Source organism: Pseudomonas sp. AAC (assembly GCF_000725445.1).
In the GTDB taxonomy this organism is placed as follows: Bacteria; Pseudomonadota; Gammaproteobacteria; order Pseudomonadales; family Pseudomonadaceae; genus Pseudomonas; species Pseudomonas citronellolis.
Window position 1 is genome coordinate 650,567 of the sequence record NZ_KL647097.1, and the last position, 21,256, is coordinate 671,822.

General features: G+C 65.4%; 18 protein-coding genes. 12 read left to right on the forward strand and 6 right to left on the reverse strand.

The features are described 5' to 3' along the window. Positions 1 to 57: 57 nt before the first annotated feature. Both FG99_RS16735 and FG99_RS16740 read left to right on the forward strand, forming a co-directional pair. Complete coding sequence (locus FG99_RS16735; RefSeq protein ID WP_043271208.1) at positions 58 to 1,260, forward strand: aminotransferase class V-fold PLP-dependent enzyme; 1,203 nt, start codon at positions 58 to 60, stop codon at positions 1,258 to 1,260. Beyond that, a complete protein-coding gene (locus FG99_RS16740) occupies positions 1,257 to 1,661 on the forward strand; it encodes a SufE family protein (RefSeq protein ID WP_043271210.1) in 405 nt (134 codons plus the stop codon). The genes FG99_RS16735 and FG99_RS16740 overlap by 4 nt, the downstream gene beginning before the upstream one ends. A 268-nt stretch (positions 1,662 to 1,929) precedes the next feature. Here FG99_RS16740 and tcdA read toward each other — a convergent pair whose 3' ends face one another. Further along, positions 1,930 to 2,748, reverse strand: coding sequence for a tRNA cyclic N6-threonylcarbamoyladenosine(37) synthase TcdA (gene tcdA, locus FG99_RS16745; protein WP_043271212.1), 819 nt, complete (start codon positions 2,746 to 2,748; stop codon positions 1,930 to 1,932). 215 nt (positions 2,749 to 2,963) lie between these two features. On the opposite strand from tcdA, the gene FG99_RS16750 reads away from it, so the two are divergent. From FG99_RS16750 to FG99_RS16765, 5 genes are all read left to right on the forward strand, one after another. Continuing rightward, positions 2,964 to 5,573, forward strand: coding sequence for a glycosyltransferase (locus tag FG99_RS16750; protein WP_043271214.1), 2,610 nt, complete (start codon positions 2,964 to 2,966; stop codon positions 5,571 to 5,573). A 669-nt stretch (positions 5,574 to 6,242) separates the two neighbouring features. After that, positions 6,243 to 7,391 (forward strand): succinyl-diaminopimelate desuccinylase, encoded by a 1,149-nt coding sequence (dapE, locus tag FG99_RS16755; RefSeq protein ID WP_043271216.1) that lies wholly within the window; start codon positions 6,243 to 6,245, stop codon positions 7,389 to 7,391. Continuing rightward, the gene (locus FG99_RS32500) at positions 7,388 to 7,561 is read left to right on the forward strand and encodes a hypothetical protein (RefSeq protein WP_167361010.1); all 174 of its coding nucleotides are present in this window, start codon (positions 7,388 to 7,390) and stop codon (positions 7,559 to 7,561) included. The genes dapE and FG99_RS32500 overlap by 4 nt, the downstream gene beginning before the upstream one ends. Then, positions 7,561 to 8,370 (forward strand): putative RNA methyltransferase, encoded by an 810-nt coding sequence (locus FG99_RS16760; RefSeq protein ID WP_043271218.1) that lies wholly within the window; start codon positions 7,561 to 7,563, stop codon positions 8,368 to 8,370. The genes FG99_RS32500 and FG99_RS16760 overlap by 1 nt, the downstream gene beginning before the upstream one ends. 11 nt (positions 8,371 to 8,381) lie before the next feature. Continuing rightward, a complete protein-coding gene (locus tag FG99_RS16765; protein ID WP_043271220.1) occupies positions 8,382 to 8,765 on the forward strand; it encodes a hypothetical protein in 384 nt (127 codons plus the stop codon). A gap of 310 nt (positions 8,766 to 9,075) precedes the next feature. Here FG99_RS16765 and FG99_RS16770 read toward each other — a convergent pair whose 3' ends face one another. From FG99_RS16770 to FG99_RS16790, 5 genes are all read right to left on the reverse strand, one after another. Next, positions 9,076 to 9,285 carry a cold-shock protein gene (locus tag FG99_RS16770; protein WP_003082372.1) on the reverse strand — a complete coding sequence of 70 codons (210 nt, stop codon included), beginning with the start codon at positions 9,283 to 9,285 and terminating at the stop codon, positions 9,076 to 9,078. A 388-nt stretch (positions 9,286 to 9,673) separates the two neighbouring features. Then, entirely contained in the window at positions 9,674 to 10,648 is a 975-nt protein-coding gene (locus FG99_RS16775; RefSeq protein ID WP_043271222.1) for a DUF4340 domain-containing protein, read from the reverse strand. A gap of 10 nt (positions 10,649 to 10,658) precedes the next feature. Then, on the reverse strand, positions 10,659 to 12,494 hold the full coding sequence (locus FG99_RS16780) for a GldG family protein (RefSeq protein ID WP_043271224.1): 1,836 nt from the start codon (positions 12,492 to 12,494) through the stop codon (positions 10,659 to 10,661). Positions 12,495 to 12,504: 10 nt separating this feature from the next. Continuing rightward, positions 12,505 to 13,239 carry an ABC transporter permease subunit gene (locus FG99_RS16785; RefSeq protein WP_043271226.1) on the reverse strand — a complete coding sequence of 245 codons (735 nt, stop codon included), beginning with the start codon at positions 13,237 to 13,239 and terminating at the stop codon, positions 12,505 to 12,507. Continuing rightward, positions 13,236 to 14,159 carry an ABC transporter ATP-binding protein gene (locus FG99_RS16790; RefSeq protein ID WP_043271228.1) on the reverse strand — a complete coding sequence of 308 codons (924 nt, stop codon included), beginning with the start codon at positions 14,157 to 14,159 and terminating at the stop codon, positions 13,236 to 13,238. Before FG99_RS16790 ends, FG99_RS16785 begins: the two co-directional genes overlap by 4 nt. A gap of 312 nt (positions 14,160 to 14,471) precedes the next feature. On the opposite strand from FG99_RS16790, the gene plsB reads away from it, so the two are divergent. The 5 genes from plsB (at position 14,472) to FG99_RS30820 (ending at position 21,254) form a co-directional block, all read left to right on the forward strand. Continuing rightward, the gene (plsB, locus tag FG99_RS16795; protein ID WP_043271230.1) at positions 14,472 to 16,964 is read left to right on the forward strand and encodes a glycerol-3-phosphate 1-O-acyltransferase PlsB; all 2,493 of its coding nucleotides are present in this window, start codon (positions 14,472 to 14,474) and stop codon (positions 16,962 to 16,964) included. A 192-nt stretch (positions 16,965 to 17,156) separates the two neighbouring features. Continuing rightward, positions 17,157 to 17,603 carry a low molecular weight protein-tyrosine-phosphatase gene (locus FG99_RS16800; RefSeq protein ID WP_043271232.1) on the forward strand — a complete coding sequence of 149 codons (447 nt, stop codon included), beginning with the start codon at positions 17,157 to 17,159 and terminating at the stop codon, positions 17,601 to 17,603. 32 nt (positions 17,604 to 17,635) lie between these two features. Then, positions 17,636 to 19,864 carry a polysaccharide biosynthesis tyrosine autokinase gene (locus tag FG99_RS16805; RefSeq protein WP_043271234.1) on the forward strand — a complete coding sequence of 743 codons (2,229 nt, stop codon included), beginning with the start codon at positions 17,636 to 17,638 and terminating at the stop codon, positions 19,862 to 19,864. 95 nt (positions 19,865 to 19,959) lie between these two features. Further along, complete coding sequence (gene rfaH, locus FG99_RS30815) at positions 19,960 to 20,460, forward strand: transcription/translation regulatory transformer protein RfaH (protein ID WP_051878962.1); 501 nt, start codon at positions 19,960 to 19,962, stop codon at positions 20,458 to 20,460. A gap of 332 nt (positions 20,461 to 20,792) precedes the next feature. Continuing rightward, complete coding sequence (locus tag FG99_RS30820; RefSeq protein WP_051878963.1) at positions 20,793 to 21,254, forward strand: adenylyltransferase/cytidyltransferase family protein; 462 nt, start codon at positions 20,793 to 20,795, stop codon at positions 21,252 to 21,254. Positions 21,255 to 21,256: the final 2 nt, after the last annotated feature.

Here is a 21,256-nt window from a genome sequence, read left to right on the forward strand (position 1 = left end):
GAAGCGGGCTGCACAAGGCACTTCCAGCTTCCAGCTTCCAGCTTCAGGCTTACAGCCATGCTTCTTTCCCCCTGGCGCTCCGCGTTCCCTGCCCTCGCCGCGCTGGCAGCCGAGGAGCAGACCTACCTCGACAGCGCCGCCACCGCGCAGAAGCCCCAGGCCATGCTCGACGCCCTGGCCGGCTACTACGCCAGCGGCGCGGCCAACGTCCATCGTGCCCAGCACCTGCCCGGCGAGCGCGCCACCCGCGCCTTCGAGGCGACACGCACACGCCTGGCACAATGGCTGGACGCCGGCAGCCCGGAACAGCTCGTGTTCACCCACGGCGCCACCGAGGCCCTGAACCTGCTGGCCTACGGCCTGGAGCCGCTGTTCGGCGAAGGCGACGAGATCGCCATCAGCGCCCTGGAGCACCACGCCAACCTATTGCCCTGGCAGCAACTGGCGCTGCGCCGCGGAGCGAAGCTGGTGGTGCTGCCGCTGGACGACCGCGGGGTCATCGGCCTGGAGGCCGCCACGCAACTGATCGGCCCGCGCACCCGCCTGCTCGCCGTGAGCCAGTTGTCCAACGTGCTCGGCACCTGGCAGCCACTGCCGGAGCTGCTGGCCCTGGCCCGCGCGCAAGGCGCGCTGAGCGTGGTGGACGGCGCCCAGGGCGTGGTCCATGGCCGGCACAGCCTGTCCGCCCTGGGCTGCGATTTCTACGTGTTCTCCAGCCACAAGCTCTACGGCCCCGAGGGCCTGGGCCTGCTCTGGGGCCGCGCGGAAGCGCTGACGCGCCTGCGCCACTGGCAGTTCGGCGGCGAGATGGTGCAGAACGCCGATTACCAGAGCGCCCACTTCCGCCCGGCGCCGCTGGGCTTCGAAGCCGGCACTCCGGCCATAGGCGCGGTGATCGGCCTGGGCGCCAGCCTCGACTGGCTGACCCGCCAGGACGCTGCGGAAATGGCCGCCCACGAGGCCCTGCTGCACGCACAGCTGCTGGCCGGGCTGCGCGCCCGCGACGGCGTGCGCCTGCTGGGCGAACCCCAGGCGGCGCTGGCCAGCTTCGTGGTGCGGGACGTGCACAGCGCCGACCTCGCCCACCTGCTCACCGAACAGGGCGTGGCGGTGCGCGCCGGGCACCACTGCGCCATGCCGCTGCTCAAGCGCCTGGGCCTGCCCGGCGCCATCCGCGTGTCCCTGGCCCTGTACAACGACGGCGCCGACCTGGAGCGCTTCTTCCGCGCCCTCGACGGCGCCCTGGAACTGCTGCGATGAGCCTGCCCGAAGCCGCCCGCCAGGCGCTGGAAGCCTTCGCCGGGCAAGCCTCCTGGGAACAGCGCGCGCGCCTGCTGATGCAATGGGGCGACAGGCTGGAGCCGCTGGACGAGTCGGAACGCAGCGAGGCCAACCGCATCCATGGCTGCGAAAGCCTGGTCTGGCTGGTGGCCGAACAGCGCGACGGCGCCTGGCACTTCCGCGCCACCAGCGACGCACGCCTGCTGCGCGGATTGATCGCGCTGCTGCTGGTGCGGGTGCAGGGGCTGCCGGGGGATGAACTGGCGCAACTGGACCTGGGGCAGTGGTTCAACGACCTGGGCCTGGGCCGACAGTTGTCGCCCTCGCGCAGCAATGGTCTGAATGCGGTGCTGCAACGCATGCGCGAACTCGTTTCGTAGGAGCGAGCTTGCTCGCGAACAACGGAGTCAAGCTCAACTCCGGAGCGATATCGAAGTCCGCCCCCTCTCCCCAGCCCTCTCCCTGAAGGGAGAGGGGGCTAGTCCGTGCCGAGAGAAAGAATGGTTTCAGCTGGAAACCTTCGATGTTGCCGGCTAACTCCAGAACACCCAGCGCTGCCCAACGGTCCCCTCTCCCTTCAGGGAGAGGGTTAGGGAGAGGGAGCGGAGTAACAGCAAACACCTCGATAACAGGTGAGCGCCGTTCGCGTTAAGAGGGATTCCCAGCCGCGCTACGCTCCGAAGGCCGCCGCGCCCCCGCCACCAACTTATCCACAGCCCTGGCCGCCGCAGCCATGCCAAAGGTGGCCGTAACCATCATCACCGCCCCGAAACCACCCGCGCAGTCCAGCTTCACCCCTTCGCCGACGAAGCCCTTGGCCTGGCACACGCTGCCGTCCGGCTTTGGGTAACGCAGTTGCTCGGTGGAGAACACGCAGGGCACGCTGTAATGCCGCCCCGGCGTGCGCGAGAAGTTGTAGTCGCGGCGCAGCAGCGAGCGCACCTTGGCCGCCAGCGGGTCGTTGAAGGTCTTGTTCAGGTCGGCCACCTGCACCTGCGTCGGGTCGACCTGGCCACCGGCGCCGCCGGTGGTGACGATCTGGATCTTGCGCCGCTTGCACCAGGCGATCAGCGCCGCCTTGGCCGGCACGCTGTCGATGCAGTCGATGACGAAGTCCATGTCGGTGGTGATGCAGTCGGCCATGCTCTCGCGGGTGACGAAGTCCGCCACCGCGTGGACCTTGCACGCCGGGTTGATGGCGCGGATGCGCTCTGCCATCACCTCTACCTTGGGCTTGCCCACGGCGCCTTCCAGGGCGTGGACCTGGCGGTTGGTGTTGGTCACGCAGACGTCGTCCAGGTCGAACAGGGAAATCTCGCCGACGCCGCTGCGCGCCAGGGCCTCGGCCACCCAGGAGCCGACGCCGCCGATGCCGACCACCGCCACGTGGGCCGCGGCCAGGCGCTCCAGGCCCTGGGTGCCGTACAGGCGGGCGATGCCACCGAAACGCTGATCGTCCACTACCATCACAGTGTCTCCGCAAAAAACGCCCGGTATTCTATAGGAAGGCGGGCGCCAGGGCCGGCCGAATTGACGCCCGGCAAGGCCATAACCGGCCACCAGGGACATTCTATGCCGCCCCCGCGGCGTCGGACGGGAGCTATACACCCAGGGGGGTGCGGGGTAGGATGCGCGCCGACCCGTTCCCGGCCCCGAAACACCGACAGGAACCCGATCGCTCCATGCCATCACGCAAATTCGGCCTCAACCTGGTCGTGCTGGTCGCCCTGGCCGCCCTGCTCACCGGCGTCTGGGCCCTGTACAACCGCCCGGTGAGCGCGCCGGACTGGCCGGAAAGCATCTCCGGCTTCTCCTTCTCGCCCTTCCGCCTGGACCAGAGCCCGCAGAGCGGCCGCTTCCCCAGCGACGAGCAGATCCGCTCGGACCTGGAACTGGTCTCGCGGATGACCGAGAACATCCGCACCTACTCGACCAAGGGCAGCCTTTCCGACATCCCCTTCCTCGCCGAGGAGTACGGGATGCGCGTCAGCCTGGGCATCTGGATCAGCGCCGACGAGGCCGAGAACGAGGCGGAGATCGCCCGCGGCATCGAGATCGCCAACCGCTCGCGCAGCGTGGTGCGGGTGATAGTCGGCAACGAGGCGCTGTTCCGCCGCGAGGTCACCAAGGACCAGTTGATCGGTTACATCGACCGCGTCCGCGCCGCGGTGAAGGTGCCGGTGACCACCGCCGAGCAGTGGCACATCTATGAGAAGTACCCGGAACTGGCCCAGCACGTCGACCTGATCGCCGCCCACGTGCTGCCCTACTGGGAGTTCGTGCCCATGCAGGACTCGGTGCAGTTCGTCCTCGAGCGCGCCCGCGACCTGCGCCTGAAGTTTCCGAAAAAGCCGCTGTTGCTGGCTGAGGTCGGCTGGCCCAGCAATGGCCGCATGCGCGGCGGCGCCACAGCCACCCAGGCCGACCAGGCCATCTACCTGCGCGAACTGACCAACGCGCTGAACAAGAAGGGCTACAACTACTTCGTGGTCGAGGCCTTCGACCAGCCGTGGAAGTACACCGACGAAGGCTCGGTGGGCGCCTACTGGGGCGTGTTCAACGCCGCGCGCCAGCCCAAGTTCAACTTCCAGGGCCCGGTGGTGGCCATTCCCAAGTGGCGCGTGCTGGCCATCGCCTCGGTGGTGCTCGCGCTGCTCACCTTCACCCTGCTGCTGATCGACAGCAGCGCCCTGCGCCAGCGCGGACGGACCTTCCTCGCCGTGGTCTCGTTCGTCTGCGCGTCCATCCTGGTGTGGATCGGCTACGACTACAGCCAGCAGTACAGCACCTGGTTCAGCATCACCGTCGGCGTATTGCTGGGCATAGGCGCGCTAGGCGTGGTGATAGTGCTGTTCACCGAGGCCCACGAGCTGGCCGAGGCCGTGTGGACGCGCAAGCGCCGCCGCCTGTTCCTGCCGGTCACCGCGGCCGACGCCTACCGGCCCAAGGTCTCCATCCACGTGCCCTGCTACAACGAGCCGCCGGAGATGCTCAAGGAGACGCTGAACGCCCTGGCCAGGCTCGACTACCCGGACTTCGAAGTCCTGGTGATCGACAACAACACCAAGGACCCGGCCGTGTGGGAGCCGGTGCAAGCCCATTGCGAACTGCTCGGCCCGCGCTTCCGCTTCTTCCACGTGGCGCCCCTGGCCGGCTTCAAGGGCGGCGCGCTGAACTACGCGCTGCAGTTCGTCGCGCCCGACGCCGAAGTCATCGCGGTGATCGACTCCGACTACTGCGTCGAGCCGGACTGGCTCAAGCACATGGTGCCGCACTTCGCCGACGCGCAGATCGCCGTGGTGCAGTCGCCGCAGGACTACCGCGACCAGCACGAGAGCGCCTTCAAGCGCCTGTGCTACGCCGAGTACAAGGGCTTCTTCCACATCGGCATGGTCACCCGCAACGACCGCGACGCGATCATCGAGCACGGCACCATGACCATGGTCCGGCGCCAGGTGCTGGACGAGCTGAAGTGGGCCGAATGGTGCATCACCGAGGACGCCGAGCTGGGCCTGCGGGTGTTCGAGCGCGGCCTCTCGGCGGCCTACTTCGAGCGCAGCTACGGCAAGGGCCTGATGCCCGACACCTTCATCGACTTCAAGAAGCAGCGCTTCCGCTGGGCCTACGGCGCCATCCAGATCATGAAGCGCCACACCGACGCCCTGCTGCGCGGCCGCGGCCCGGACGGCAGCAAGCTGACCGGCGGCCAGCGCTACCACTTCGTCGCCGGCTGGCTGCCGTGGATCGCCGACGGCATGAACATCTTCTTCACCCTCGGCGCGCTGCTCTGGTCGGCGGCGATGATCATCGTGCCCAAGCGCGTCGACCCGCCGCTGCTGATCTTCGCGATCCTGCCGCTGACGCTGTTCGCCTTCAAGGTCGGCAAGATCCTCTTCCTCTACCGCCGCACCGTGGGCGTGAACCTGCGCGACGCGCTGTTCGCTGCGCTGGCCGGGCTGTCGCTGTCGCACACCATCGCCAAGGCGGTGCTGTACGGCTTCGTCACCCGCTCCATCCCGTTCTTCCGCACGCCGAAAATGCGCTCCAGCCACGGCCTGCTGGTGGCCCTGGCGGAGGCCCGCGAGGAAGTCTTCATCATGCTCCTGCTGTGGGGCGCCGCCCTGGGCATCGTGCTGGTGCAGGGCGTGCCCAGCCCGGACCTGATGTTCTGGGTGGTGATGCTGCTGGTGCAGTCACTGCCGTACCTGGCGGCGCTGATCATGGCCCTGCTCTCCTCGCTGCCGCGCCCGCGCGAGGAAGAGGCGCTGAGCGGCTCCGAGCAGGTGGGCTGAACGGCCAGGCTTTCGTAGGATGGGTTGAGCCTTGGCGATACCCATGCGGTCATGGCGATGGGTATCGCTTCGCTCAACGCCATCCTACGAAAAGCCATGCTCGCTCCTACGCCATCCCACGCACCGTGCTCCTTGTAGGAGCGCGCCCTGCGCGCGAAATCGCGGGCAGGGCCCGCTCCTACAGTTGAGCTCGGAATGGCCCTGCTCTCTTCGCTGCCGCGCCCGCGCGAGGAAGAGGCGCTGAGCGGGTCCGAGCAGGTGGGCTGAACGGCCAGGCGCTTTTCGTAGGATGGGTTGAGCCTTGGCGATACCCATGCGGTCATGGCGATGGGTATCGCTTCGCTCAACACCATCCTACGAAAAGCCATGCTCGCTCATACGGTAGGAGCGGACCTTGTCCGCGATAGCCGGACACCCCGGCGCAGTTCGCGGATGAGATCCTACACAGGTGGCTTCCGACACGCGGGAGTCTCCTGACGTAGGATGGGTTGAGCGAAGCGATACCCATCACCGCGGCAGCATGGGTTTCGCAGGCTCAACCCATCCTACGAAAGCACCCCGGCGCAGTCGGCAAGACAGTCGCGCCCCGCTGCGACCAGACGACGCGCTGTCCCCGCGCTTTTGCTTTAAGATGTGCGCCTTTTCCGTTTCACCCTGGATGCCTTGCCCATGTCCCTGTCGCCGACCCTGGCCCTCGCCTGCGAGCTGATCCGCCGGCCCTCCGTCACCCCCGTCGATGCCGACTGCCAGCAGTTGATGATGCAGCGCCTGGCCGCCTGCGGCTTCGACCTGGAGCCGATGCGCATCGAAGAAGTGGACAACTTCTGGGCCCGCCGCGCCGGCCGCGATGGCGGCGAAGGCCCGGTGCTGTGCTTCGCCGGGCACACCGACGTGGTCCCCACCGGCCCCGCGCAGGCCTGGCAGCACCTGCCGTTCGACGCCCTGATCGACGTCGACGGCATGCTCTGCGGGCGCGGTGCGGCGGACATGAAGGGCAGCCTGGCGGCCATGATCATCGCCACCGAGCGCTTCGTCGCCGAGCACCCGGACCACCGCGGCAGCATCGCCTACCTGATCACCAGCGACGAGGAAGGCCCGGCGCAGCACGGCACCAAGGCCGTGGTCGAGCGCCTGCGCGCGCGCAACGAACGCCTGGACTGGTGCATCGTCGGCGAGCCGTCGAGCACCGCCCTGGTCGGCGACGTGGTCAAGAACGGCCGCCGCGGCTCCCTCGGCGCCACCCTCAAGGTGCGCGGCGTGCAGGGCCACGTGGCCTACCCGCACCTGGCGAAGAACCCCATCCACCTGGCCGCCCCGGCCCTGGCCGAGCTGGCCGCCGAGCACTGGGACGACGGCAACGCCTTCTTCCCGCCGACCAGCTTCCAGATCTCCAACATCAACGGCGGCACCGGCGCCACCAACGTCATCCCCGGCGAGCTGGTGGTGGTGTTCAACTTCCGCTTCTCCACCGAGTCCACCCCGGAGGGGCTGCAGCAGCGCGTCGCCGCCATCCTCGACAAGCACGGCCTGGACTGGCACATCGACTGGGCGCTGTCCGGCCTGCCGTTCCTCACCGAGCCGGGCGAGCTGCTCGACGCCGTGGCCGCCAGCATCCAGGCGGTGACCGGCCGGCAGACCACTCCCTCGACCTCCGGCGGCACCTCGGACGGGCGCTTCATCGCCACCCTGGGCACCCAGGTGGTCGAGCTGGGCCCGGTCAACGCCACCATCCACCAGGTCAACGAGCGGGTGCTGGCCAGCGACCTCGACCTGCTGAGCGAAATCTACTACCAGACTCTGGTGCGGCTGCTGGCATGAAAGACGTGAAGAAAGGCTTCTGCCTGGCCGCCACCCAACCCGACATCCCACCGCCGGCCCCGGCCGCCGAGCGGCGCTACGCCCTGCGCAGCTACCAGCTCAACCTGCGCCAGCGCAGCCTGCCGCTGCTCACCGTGCTGAGCCCGCTGCGCACGGAGCGCAAGGACTGATGCTCACCTGCCCGATCTGCCAGGCGAGCCTGGAGCGCCACGACAACGGCGTGAAGTGCCCCGCCGGGCACAGCTTCGACCGCGCGCGCCAGGGCTACCTGAACCTGCTGCCCGTGCAGCACAAGAAAAGCCGCGACCCGGGCGACAACGCCGCCATGGTCGAGGCCCGCCGCCAGTTCCTCGGCGCCGGCCACTACGCCCCGCTGGCCCGGCGCCTGGCCGAGCTGGCCGCCGAACGCGCGCCGGCGCGCTGGCTCGACATCGGCTGCGGCGAGGGCTACTACACCGCCCAGCTCGCCGAGGCCCTGCCCGCCAGCGACGGCTACGCCCTGGACATCTCCCGCGAGGCGGTGAAAGCCGCCTGCCGCCGCGCCCCGCAGCTGACCTGGATGGTCGCCAGCATGGCCCGGGTGCCGCTGGCAGACGCCAGTTGCCAGTTGCTGGCCAGCGTATTCAGCCCCATCGACTGGAACGAGGCCGCGCGCCTGCTGGCCCCCGGCGGCGGCGTGCTGCGCCTGGGCCCGGGCCGCGACCACCTGCTGGAACTGCGCCAGCGCCTGTACGACGAGGTGCGCGAGTACGTCGACGACAAGCACCTGGCCGACCTGCCGCCAAGCCTGGCCCTGGCCCATACGGAAAGCCTGAATTTCCGCCTGGCCCTGGACAGCCGCGAAGCCCGCGAAACCCTGCTGGCGATGACGCCCCACGGCTGGCGGGTCAACCCGCAGCGCCGCGAGCGCATCCTCGCCGAGCCCTTCGAGGTCACTGTGGCGGTGCGCTACGATTGGCTGGAACGCCAAAAACCCTGACGAGGACGCCCATGCGCCAACCGGATATCGAGATCTACCTGAAGGACGCCGACCAGGCCGCCGTCGGCGCCTGGCTGGCCGAGGCGCTGGGCCCCTGCAGCGAATGGCGGCGCCAGGGCGAGACCTTCAAGTGCCTGGCCGACAGCCCGAACGGGATGATCCCGCTGACCTGGCTGCCGCAGGCGGTGGGCAAGTGGCACAGCCTGTTCATCGACAGCGACGCCACGCCTTGGGACGACGACCTGGCCTGCGCCAGGGCGGCCAACGCCGCGCTGGGCGTGGAGGTGCGCTGCGCACCGGGTGGCTGGAGCGAAGAACAGGGCGAGGAAGACGCCGACCGCTGGCTGAAGGTGACCGCCGAGGGCGTCGCCGAGATCACCTGGCGAACCGCCTGAAGCACGAAAACGACGCTGGCGCGATGCACGGCGTCGTTGCTGAAGAGCCGGGCGCCAGGCGCCGGCTGGAAAACGAAGGCCCGTCTCGCGACGGGCCTTTGTCTTCGGGGGCTCAGAGCCTGTTTACGATCTCGCGAGCTAGAGCAGAACAAGGCGCAACGACCAACGGGAGTAACAGCCGAAGGCTGGCCCGAAGGGCGAGCGCAGCGAGTCAAACAGGCGAGGAAGCGCAGTTTAGCTAGCTAAATGAGCATTACTCGCCTGTTTTCAACGCAGTTATGCCGACGCGCAGCAGATCGTAAACGGGTTCTCAGACCTTGGAGACGTCTTCCGCCTGCAGGCCTTTCTGACCCTGGATCACCGAGAACTCCACTTTCTGGCCTTCGACCAGGGAGCGGTGACCTTCGCCACGAATGGCGCGGTAGTGGACGAAAACGTCCGGACCGCTGTCGCGTTGAATGAATCCATAACCCTTGGCGTCATTGAACCACTTGACGGTTCCGACCTCACGATCAGCCATTACCACACTCTCCAACTCGCTATTATTTTTGGGTGGCCCCCGGGAATGAGGACTGCAACGGCTCGACAGGCGGAGGGTTGTCCGCGTTGACCGTCCAGGGCCTTAGCCGCTGGATGGGCAATTCGAATAACGCCCCAATGACGACCGCGCTCCCGAGTATATAAATCAAAAGTTACAGCTGGAAAGCACTTTTTCGCCTCAGTGCCAGCACCGTGACCGATGCGGCCAAAGTGCCATTTTACGGGGCTTCCAAGGCCATTCTGGTGCACTTGGACGATGTAACGGAGTTGTAAGTTTTGTCATTGTCGGCGTGCTGTAGCGCACATTTCCGCACGCCCATGGTGAAAGTTGCCGACCGGAACTTCGCCCGGCCGGCCTTTGAAATACCTCAAGGTTTCTTCGCGGTGAAATCCGCCAGGTGCCGGGCAAGCGCCTCGTACTGGTTGGCTTCGATGCGGTAGGCCCAGCCCTTGCGCGCCTGGATCTGGCCGTCGGCGAAGCCCTCGATGCGGTCCAGCAGCAGCCAGTTCTGCCCGCCCTGCTCCAGCACGCGCCCGCTCAGGCTGGCGCCATCGAGGGTCTTGAGCGTCAGGCTCAGGCGCGCCGGCCCCTTGAACTGCACCTGGTCCAGCGGCGCCGTTTCGCTGAAGGTCAGGGCGCCGAAGGGCGTGGCCATGCCGTTGGCGATGGACTCGTAGGCCAGCTTGGCGTCCCTGGGCAGCTGGCGTACCCGCAGGTTGGGCTCGCCGGCCTTGTCGCGGAACACCGTCAGGGTTTCCCCGCCGGGGTAGCTCACCGACACCTCGGCGACCTTCTCGAAGGGGATGCTGGTGATACGCCGGTCCAGCCAGTCCAACTCGTCGGGCGGCAGACGCAGGTCCTTGTCGATCAGCCAGACCTGCTCGTCGCCGGGCTGGCGCACCAGGCGCCCGCCCTGCTGCGCGGCCTTGCCCACCAGCAGCTCCAGCGGCGCTCCGCCGCTGCGCTCCAGGCTCAGGCGCACGCCGGCGCCCTCGCCCTGGTCGGCGACGCCAAGCTGGGCGAAGTTGCCCGGTTCGCGGGTCTTGGCCTCGACCTTGCGCGCCTGCGCCAGGTCGTGCAGCAGGTCGCCGACCAGGCGCCCGGCCGCCGGGTAGCCGGCCTTGGCCGGCATCACCCAGCGACCGTCCTGGCGCGCCACGCGGATGTCCGGCTGGCCGGGGCGGCGTACCGTCACCGCGCTCACCTGCTGCACATCCAGGCCCGGGAAATAGCGCACCTCCGCCGGCGGCGCCAGGCGGGCTGGCTCGCGCTGCAGCCAGGCAAAGAGGCCGCCGAGCGCCACCACCAGGACCACCAGCAGGATCAGACTCTTGCGTTGCATGGCCGCCTCCTCAGGCCTGGCGCCGGCGGCGCCACCACCACAGGGCGAGCACGCCCAGGGTCAGCAGCAGCGGCACGGCGGCGATGTTGACGATCTTCAGGGTGCGGCCGAGGGACTCGATATCCGCGTTGAGCTGGAACTGCACGTCGCGCAGCTCCTTGCGGATGCGCACGCGCTCCTGGATGAACTGCTGCATCGCGCTCTGCTGCTCCGGCGTCAGCTCCAGGGCCTTGCCCGGGTCGGGATTCTGCAGCGCGGCGAGCTTCTGCTCGGTGTCGGCCAGGCGCTGCTTGAGCGCGTCGGCCTTCTCGCGGAAGCGCGTCTCGGCCTGGCGCTGCAGTTCGTCCACCACGGTGAACGGGCGGCTGAAGCGGCCGCGCGAGCGCACGCTGATCAGCGCGTCGGAGCCGGCCAGGTTGTCCAGCGCGTTGATCACGAAGCTGGCGTTGTCGGCCCAGGGCTGCGGCACGCGCTGGCCGAAGAAGTCCTGCACCTGCACCCACATGCGGTCGGTGAGCAGGTCGGTGTCGGCCACGGCGATGACGTTGATGCTGTTGGCGCTCTTCAGGCCGTCCTTGCGGCCCTCGATGCCATTGGGAAAGGCGCTCTGCGCCGGGCCCTGGATGCGCGCGGCCATGACGTAACGCTGGCCGGTGGGCTTGAGCTGGGCCATCAGCTCGCCGGGGTCGCGCAGGGTGGCGAAGCGCTGGGCGTCGAAGGGCATCGCCTGCGCCGAACTCTGGATCAGCGGCGTGAAGTGCGTCTTCGCGTCCTTGAGCGGTTCGAGGATGCCGGCGGTGGCCAGGGTCAGGTTCTCCAGCCCGGCGGTGGCCACGTCGTTGGCGTCCAGCGCCTTGGCGTCGAGGTTCAGCCAGGCCGGGTGGTGCGCCGCGCGCTGGCCCTGGCCCATGCTCACCGACATGGCGTAGCTGGCGTCGCCGAGCACCTTGCCCGGCAGCAGTTGCACGCCCCAGGCCTTGAACAGCGGTTCGAGGTCGGAGGCCTGGTCGCCGGGGCCATCCAGCGCGGCCATGGGCGAGGACTTGTCGGCCTCGCTGAAGGGATCGACGAAGGCCAGCAGCTTGCCGCCGCGCAGCACGAACTGGTCGATGGCGTAGAGCGTCTGCTGCGGCAGGTGCTTGGGGTGCACCAGCAGCAGCACGCTGACGTCGTCCGGAATGGCGTCGACGTCGGGCTTGAGGCTCTTCAGGTCGAACTGCTGGCGCACCTCGTCGAGCAGCATCCAGGGCGAGCTGGGCTGCTGCGTCTGCATGTCGAAGCCGCCGGTCATCTGCAGGGTGCTGAGCACGCCCACCACCGGCCGCTTGGGATGCGCCAGGGCGTTGACCAGGCGGCTGAGGTCGTACTCCAGGAACGCCTCGTGGTCCGGCTGGAAGAACGGGATCACCTGGATGTTGTCCAGCGCGTCGGTGCCGGCCAGGCCGAAGTACAGGGTGTCGCCGCCCTGGTTCAGCGGCACCGCCTGCAGGCCGAACTCGGCGGCCTTGTCCTCCTCCTCGGAGAACGGCTGCGGGTCGATGACGTGCAGGCGGATCTTGCCGTCGGCCTCGCGCTCGTAGGCCTTGAGCAGTTCCTCCACGCGCTTGGCGTAGTTGCGCAGCGGGACCAGGTCCTTGCTGCCCTTGTCGGAGAAGAAGAAGTACAGGTTGATCGGCTCGCCAATGGAGCCCAGCACCTTCCTGGTGCCATCGGAGATGGTGTAGAGCTTCTGCTGCGTCAGGTCCAGGCGCGCGCCGGTGAAGGCCAGCCCGGACACCAGGTTGAAAGCCAGGAACAGCAAGGCGATGACCAGCAGCCCGGCGGCGGAATACATCAGTTTCTTCATGCGGGCTTCCTCAATCGGCTTTCTTCAGGTCGACCACCACCGCCGTGGCGGCGAGCCAGGCGACGATCAGGCTGGCGAAGAACAGCAGGTCGCGCAGGTCGATGACGCCCTTGCTGATCGCATCGAAACGCGTCAGGAAGCTCATCGAGGCCACCGCGTCCAGCAGCCACTGCGGCGCCCAGGCATTGAAGGCGTCGAGCACCAGGGGGAAGCCGCTGACGATGAACACGAAGCACATCACCACGGCGAGGATGAAGGCGATCACCTGGTTCTTCGCCAGCGCCGACATGCACGAGCCGATGGCCAGGTAGCCGCCGGCCAGCAGCCAGCTGCCGAGGTAGCCGGCGAGGATGGCGCCGTTGTCCGGCTCGCCCAGGTAGTTGACCGTGAGCACCATGGGGAAGGTCAGCAGCAGGGCGATGCCGGCGAACACCCAGGCGGCGAGGAACTTGCCGGTGACCGCCTCGAAGCGGGTGATCGGCAGGGTCATCAGCAGCTCGATGGAGCCGGACTTGCGCTCCTCGGCCCACAGGCGCATGGCCAGCGCCGGGATGAGGAACAGGTAGAGCCAGGGATGGAAGTTGAAGAAGGCCGTCAGATCCGCCTGGTTACGCTCGTAGAAATTGCCCAGGTAGAAAGTGAAAACCCCGGACAGCACCAGGAAGATGACGATGAACACGTAGGCCAGCGGGGTGGCGAAGTAGCTCGCCAGCTCGCGCCTGAAGACCACCGGCAACTGCTTCATGCCGCTTCCCCCCTGGTCAAGCTGCGGAACACCTCGTCGAGGCGGCCGCGCTCCACATCCAGTTCGCGGATGCGCCAGCCACGCTCGGCGATCAGCGCATTCACCTGCGGGAAGATCACCTCGCCGGGCTTGGCCAGCAGCGTCAGGCTGTGCTCCAGCGGGTTCTCTTCCAGCGCCGCCACGCCCGGCAATGCGGCCAGGGCCGCGCGGTCCAGCTCACCGTCGGCGACCAGGGTCACCGCCTGGTGGTAGCGCGAGCGGCTTTCCAGCTCGAAGGGCGTGCCGTCGGCCAGCAGACGGCCGTTGGCGATCACTACCGCGCGGGTGCAGACCGCGGTGACCTCTTCGAGGATGTGGGTGGAGATGATGACGATGCGCTCGCGGGCCAGGCCGCGGATCAGCTCGCGGACCTGATGCTTCTGGTTCGGGTCCAGGCCGTCGGTGGGCTCGTCGAGGATCAGCACCCGCGGGTCGTGGAGGATCGCCTGGGCCACGCCGACGCGGCGCTTGAAGCCCTTGGAGAGGGTCTCGATGGACTGCTCGCGGACACTCTCCAGCTCCAGCTGCTCGACCACCCGCGCTACCCGCTCGCGCTTCTGCGCGCCGCGGTAGCCGCGCACCTCGGCGATGAATTCGAGGAAGCCGCGCACGCGCATGTCGCCGTAGCAGGGCGCGCCCTCGGGCAGGTAGCCGATCAGGCGCTGGGCCTGGAGGGTCTGCGTCTGGATGTCGAAACCGTGGATGCTCGCGGTGCCCGAGGTGGGCGCGAGGAACCCGGTGAGCATCTTCATGGTGGTGGACTTGCCGGCGCCGTTGGGGCCGAGAAAGCCCAGGACTTCCCCCGGTTGCACACTGAACGACAGGTCGTCCACCGCGGTGTGCTGCGCGAATCGCTTCGTGAGTCTGCTTATTTCGATCATTTCTCTCACCGTTGCGCCAAGAGCCCGCCGCGAACTCGGAACACACGGGGCAGACGAGCTCCCACAAAATGCCGCCGGGAATATATGAACCGACGGACGGCAGTGCAAGGTGGAGACTGTGACGAAAAAGTACACTGCCGTGCATGAAAATTTATTTAGGAATGCGGTCCTATTCCTACATCGAAAGCAGCCGAGCGGAGGTCATAGCATGCTTCCAGGCTGCCGTCCCACCCTTTTGCCTGCCGTAGCGTTGCGGCACACTAGCGTCCGCTTGGTCGCCGCCGAGCCCCGTTCAACTGCCTGCGAGCCCGTATGCCCCGTTACCCGTTCCGCCGCTTCGGCTTTGGCGTCCTGCGCCGCCTGCTCTACCTCTGGGTGCGCTCGGAAACCATCAACCAGTCGTCCCTGAGCCTGAAGATCGACCGCAGCAAGCCGGTGCTCTACGTGCTGCAGCAGCCTTCGGTGAGCGACCTGGCGGTAGTCGACACGGAGTGCCGCAAGGCCGGCCTGCCGCGCCCGGTGATGCCGGTGGCGGTGGGCAGCAGCATCGAGCCGGCGGCCTTCTTCTACCTGACGCCGGAGCCCGACTGGCTCGGCCGCCAGGACAAGCGCGGCGCGCCGCCGGCGCTGATGCGCATGCTCGCGGCCATCGGCCAGAACGGCGTGGACGACGCGCAGATCGTCCCGGTCAGCGTGTTCTGGGGGCAGTCGCCGGACAGCGAGAAAAGCGCCTGGAAGCTGCTGTTCGCCGACAACTGGGCGGTGACCGGGCGCCTGCGCAAGCTGGCGCGCATCCTCATCCTCGGGCGCAAGACGCGCGTGCAGTTCTCCGCGCCCATCCACCTGCGCGAGCTGGTCGACCAGGGCAAGGGCCAGGAGCGCACCCAGCGCATGGTCCAGCGCATCCTGCGGGTGCACTTCCGCAACCAGAAGACCGCGGTCATCGGCCCGGACCTCTCGCACCGCCGCACCCTGGTCAAGGGCCTGCTGCGCGCGCCCCTGGTGCGCCAGGCCATCCAGGAAGAGGTCGAGACACAGCACATCTCCACGGAAAAGGCCGAGGCCCTGGCCCTGCGCTACGCCAACGAGATCGCCGCGGACGTGTCCTACCCGGTGATCCGCTTCCTCGAAGTCACCCTCACCTGGTTCTGGAACAAGCTCTACGAAGGCGTGCGGGTCAACCACATCGAGCGCGTGCAGGACGTCGCCCAGGGCCACGAGATCGTCTACGTGCCCTGCCACCGCAGCCACATAGACTACCTGCTGCTGTCCTACCTGCTGTTCCGCAACGGCCTGACGCCGCCGCACATCGCCGCCGGCATCAACCTCAACATGCCGGTGGTCGGCTCCATCCTGCGCCGCGGCGGGGCCTTCTTCATGCGCCGCAGCTTCAAGGGCAACCAGCTGTACACCGCGGTGTTCAACGAATACCTGCACACCCTGTTCAGCCGCGGCTTCTCCACCGAATACTTCGTCGAGGGCGGCCGCTCGCGCACCGGGCGCATGCTGCACCCGCGCACCGGCATGCTCGCCATCACCCTGCGCAGCTTCCTGCGCGACTCGCGCCGGCCGATCGTCTTCGTGCCGGTGTACATCGGCTACGAACGCGTTCTGGAAGGCCGCACCTACCTGGGCGAGCTGCGCGGCGCGGCGAAGAAGAAGGAATCCATCTTCGACCTGTTCAAGGTGGTGGGCGCGCTGCGCCAGCGCTTCGGCCAGGTGTGGGTGAACTTCGGCGAGCCGATCCACCTGGACAGCTTCCTCGAACAGCACGAGCCCGGCTGGCGCAAGCAGGAACTCGGCCCGGAATACCGCCCGGCCTGGCTACCGGACGCCACCAACCAACTGGCCCGCGAAGTGGCCCGTCACCTCAACGACGCTGCGGCGATCAACCCGGTCAACCTGGTGGCCCTGGCGCTGCTCTCCACCAGCCGCCTGGCCCTGGACGAACGCGCCCTGGAACGCGTGCTGGACCTGTACCTGGCGCTGCTGCGCAAGGTGCCCTACTCGCCCAGCGCCACCCTGCCCGACGGCGACGGCAAGGCGCTGATCGAATACGTGAAGAGCATGAACCTGCTCGCCGAACAGAAGGACGCCCTGGGCCGCATCCTCTACCTGGACGAGCAGAACGCCGTCCTCATGACCTACTACCGCAACAACGTCCTGCATGTATTCGCCCTGCCGGCGCTGATCGCCAGCTTCTTCCAGAGCAACGCGCGGATCAGCCGCGAACAACTGCTCACCTACACCCGCGCGCTCTACCCCTTCCTGCAACAGGAACTGTTCATCCGCTGGGACCTGGACCAGCTTGACGCCGTGGTCGACCAATGGCTGGCCGCGCTGGTGGAACAAAACCTGCTGAAACAGGACGGCGACGCCTACGTGCGCCCGGCGCCCAGCTCGCGCGAATACGTGCTGCTGACCCTGCTCGCCCGCGCCATCACCCAGACCCTGCAGCGCTTCTACATGGCCATCGCCCTGCTGCTCAACGCCGGGCAACGCCAGCTCAGCGCCGAGGAACTGGAGAACCTGTGCACCGTCATGGCCCAGCGCCTGTCCATCCTCCACGGCCTGAACGCCCCGGAGTTCTTCGACAAGACACTGTTCCGCAACTTCATCCAGGCCCTGCTCGACCAGCGTGTGCTGCGCAAGGATGAAGAAGGCAAGCTGAGCTACCACGAGAAACTGGGCGAAGTGGTCGAAGGCGCGGCCAAGCGTGTGCTGCCGGCGGAGATCCGGTTGTCGATTCGGCAGGTCGCGCTCGAACGCCCGTCCCAGGAAGAAACCCCAGCCCCCGCCCCCTGATCTTCCAATCCCCGGGGCCGCCAGACGACAAGCGGTCGGCCCCCGCCAAACCCGCGTACCCATGGCAATTCGCCATTTTCAAAAGTCTGAAGCCCGTCACAGAAGGGTTGTGAGCCTTGACTCAAGGTGCCGCGACTCTTACATTTCCCCGCTTTCATACATGCGCATCTGTAGGATCAAGGAAAGTTCCCCGTGTTCAAAAGGATATTGGTCGTCTGCGTCGGTAACATTTGCCGTAGTCCTACCGCAGAACATCTGCTGCGCCAGCGCCTGGCCGGCAGCGATATCCAGGTGAGCTCCGCCGGCCTCGGCGCCCTGGTCGACAAGCCCATCGAAAGCCACGCTCTCGCCATCCTCCAGCAACACGGCGAGCAGCCGCACGAACACCGTGCCCGCCAACTGACCTCCAGCCTGCTGCGCGAATCCGACCTCGTCCTGGTCATGGAAAAGCGCCACCTGCAAGGCGTCAGCCAGATCGCCCCGGAAGCCCGCGGCAAGACCTTCCTGCTTGGCAAGTGGCAGGACGATCGCGAAATCCCCGACCCCTACCGCCAGAGCACAGCCGTGTTCGAACACGCCTACGCGCTGATCGAACAAGGCGTCGACGCCTGGGCCAAACGCATTCGCCCGACCCGCTAAGCCTCACTGACAAAGAAGTAAAAGAAGCCCCCATGCAACAGCAACCCGCGGTAGCCATTCACGACAAAGACGATGACGAGATCGACCTGCTAGGTCTGCTCGGCACCCTGATCGACCACAAATGGCTGATCGCCGGCATCACCGCGGGCTTCATGGCCGTGGGCGTTGCTTATGCGCTGCTGGCGACGCCGATCTACCGATCGGATGCGATCGTGCAGGTGGAGCCGAAGAAGCCGACCATTCCGGGGTTGTCGGATATGGGGGATTTGCTGGGGGCACAGTCGGAGGCTATTACCGAGATTCAACTGCTGACTTCGCGTGCGGTCATCGGCAAGGCGGTGGATAACCTCAAGCTGAATATCGTGGTGGAGCCGTCGCGCTTCCCGCTGATTGGTGGCTTCCTGGCTCGACACTTCAGTCCGGAAACCCCGGATGAAGTCGCGGCGCCGATGTTCGGCCTGAGCCGTTTCGGCTGGGGTGGTGAGGAACTGAAGGTCTTCCAGCTCGATGTGCCGACTGCTTTGCTGGAAAAGGACCTCACGCTGATCGCAGGCGAGAATGGTTCCTACACCCTGCTGGACGATGATGACAATGTTCTGGTCGAAGGCAAGGTGGGTGAAGCCTATGACCAGCACGGCGTGAAAATCCAGGTCGAATCCCTGCACGCCAATCCGGGCACCCATTTCGACGTAGTGCGTGAGCGCCGTCTGACCACCATCCTGCGCTACCAGGACAACCTGAACGTCGCCGAGACTGGCAAGGAGTCCGGCATCATCAGCCTGTCGCTGGAAAACGACGAGCCGGCGCGCGCCCTCCAGGTTCTGGATGAGATCAGCAAGCTCTATGTACGGCAGAACGTTGAGCGCGCCTCTGCCGAAGCAGCCTCCAGCCTGGAATTCCTGCGCGGCCAACTGCCCGATGTGCGCCGCGAGTTGGAAAGGGCCGAAGATGCCCTGAGCGCTTATCAGACTCGCGCCAAGTCGGCTGACATAAGCCTGGAAACCAAGGCTCTGCTCGACCAGATAGTCGCCCTGGATACCAGCATTTCCGAGCTCAAGCTGCAGCAAGCAGAAATGGACCGCAAGTTCACCCGCCAGCATCCGGCCTACCAGGCCCTGCAGAAACAGATCGGTGAACTTACCTCCAAGCAGAATGGCCTGTCGCACAGGGTAGAAGGCCTGCCGGAAACCCAGCAGGAACTGCTGCGTCTGACTCGCGACGTACAAGTCAGTACCGCCATCTACACGCAACTGCTGAACAAGGCACAGGAACTGGACGTGATGCGTGCCGGCGCCGTAGGTAACGTGCGCATCATCGATACTGCGGATGTGGATATCACCAAGCCGGTCAAGCCCAAGAAAGCCATGATTGTCCTGGTAGCCACGCTGCTGGGCCTGTTCTTTGCCGTCGGCCTGGTCCTGCTACGCAAGGCACTGAATCGCGGTATCGAAACACCGGATGCCATCGAGCAGCTTGGTTTGCCGGTCTATGCCTCGATTCCTTACAGCGTTCTGCAGAAGGCAGAGGAAGACAAGCGGGATAAAGGCCGTGGACGTGCCGCCAAAGCGGCTCCACTGCTCGCCATGAGCCACCCTACCGACCTCGCCATCGAATCCCTGCGTAGCCTGCGCACCAGCCTGCATTTCGCCATGCTGGAAGCCGGCAACAACCGCCTGATGATTTCCGGCCCCAGCCCGGCGGTGGGCAAGACCTTCGTTTCCTCCAACCTTGCAGCCGTCATTGCCCAGACCGGCCAGCGCGTACTGCTGGTGGACGTGGATATGCGCAAGGGCTACCTGCACAAGGTGCTCAACAGCGGCGAAGAGAATGGTCTCTCCGACATCCTGGTCAAGCGTTGCGACTTCAGCGCTGCCGTACGCACCACCGAAATCGAGGGCTTCCACTTCATCCCGCGCGGCCAGATTCCGCCGAACCCATCCGAACTGCTGATGCACCCCAACTTCACGGCCTTCCTCGAAGAAGCCAGCCGGCAGTTCGACCTGGTGATCCTGGATACCCCGCCGCTGCTTGCAGTGACCGACGCTGCCATCGTTGGCCGCCAGTCCGGCACCAGCCTGATCGTCACCCGCTTCGGCCTGAACCCGGCGCGGGAGATCGAATTGACCATCCGCCGCTTCGCGCAGAACGGTATTGAACTCAAAGGCGCCATCTTCAATGGTGTGGAGAAGCGCGCCTCGGCCTATTACGGCTATGGCGGCTACGGCTACTACCACTACGAGTACAAGTCGGACAAAGCCTGATCGAGGAGAGGCCAGGGAAGGCCTTATCCATATATCCGTCCGCATAACGGACTTTGGAATGCCGCAGGAGCAGTCAGTCCTGCAACGAGGGAATCATGCCGGACGCAACCGGAAAACGCTGGTATCTGGTGCAGTGCAAGCCACGCCAGGCCCCAAGAGCATTGGAGCATCTGGAACGCCAGGGATACGAGTGCCTACTCCCAATGCATCAGATCGAGCGTCTGCACAAAGGACTGCTGCAGCAGCTTAGCGAACCTCTTTTTCCGGGCTATCTCTTTATCCATCTGGATAAAGTGGAAGACAGTTGGTTGCCCATTCGCTCTACCCGCGGAGTGAATCAGATTGTCAGTTTCGGCGGAAACCCTACGCCGGTACCTGATATTGTCATCAGCGAATTGGTCAATAGAAAAGCATCAGTGCTACCTGCACTTTCACCGGGCGACCAAGTTCTGATAGATGATCCGAACCTGCAACAGCTGGAAGCTATACTCCTGAGTAAGGATGGCGATAATCGAGTATTGCTTTTGCTCAAAATCTTGCAGAGAGAACTCACCATCAACCTTCCTATTGAGCGACTTAGAAAAAAAGAAGCCTGATCCGCGACCATCAACTAAAGAATTATCAAAAAATACTGACCCCCGAGACTGTCGAATAATTAATAATCTTGGAAGCACTTTTAGTTAGCTGACACTCATGCCGTAGATAGCTAGCAAAGAGGACAAATACTAGAAAGAGGTCAAACTAGAAATCACGGATGGTCTGCAATCCCTGCAAACATCCCTTTGTTATGCATCTCTGCAGTTAAAGGCAAAGCAGAGCATGCTCTTTCCCGCCGCCATTTTGTGTCCTCAGGAAATCCGACCAAAAATCCTGGGGCGGTAGCGTGCCAAAACGCTGCTAGGCAGATCTGTTGAATAAGGAAGCCCTAATGCGACGTGTAGTAATTACTTATGGAACCTTTGACCTCTTCCATAACGGGCACCTTAAACTCCTAAAAAGACTTAGAGAACTGGGAGACAGTCTGGTCGTAGGTGTCTCTACCGACGAGTTCAACAAAGCTAAGGGAAAGCGAACCATCATTCCATTTCAAGACAGATTTGAGATTGTCAGCTCTATAAAGCATGTCGACTTCGCTTTTGCCGAAAAAAGTTGGGAGCAGAAGGAAAGCGACATAGAAAGATACAAGGCTACAATTTTTGGCATGGGACATGATTGGCAGGGAAAATTTGATCACCTCAAGACGAAATGTGAAGTTATATATCTACCGCGTACAGAAGGTGTTTCCAGCACTGAAATTAAGAATGCATTATCCGCACTAAACAAGAATCACATATCAGAAATTAAAAACTCTTTAGATACAATCTCTTCAATCATCGAAAGCCTTGGCTGATT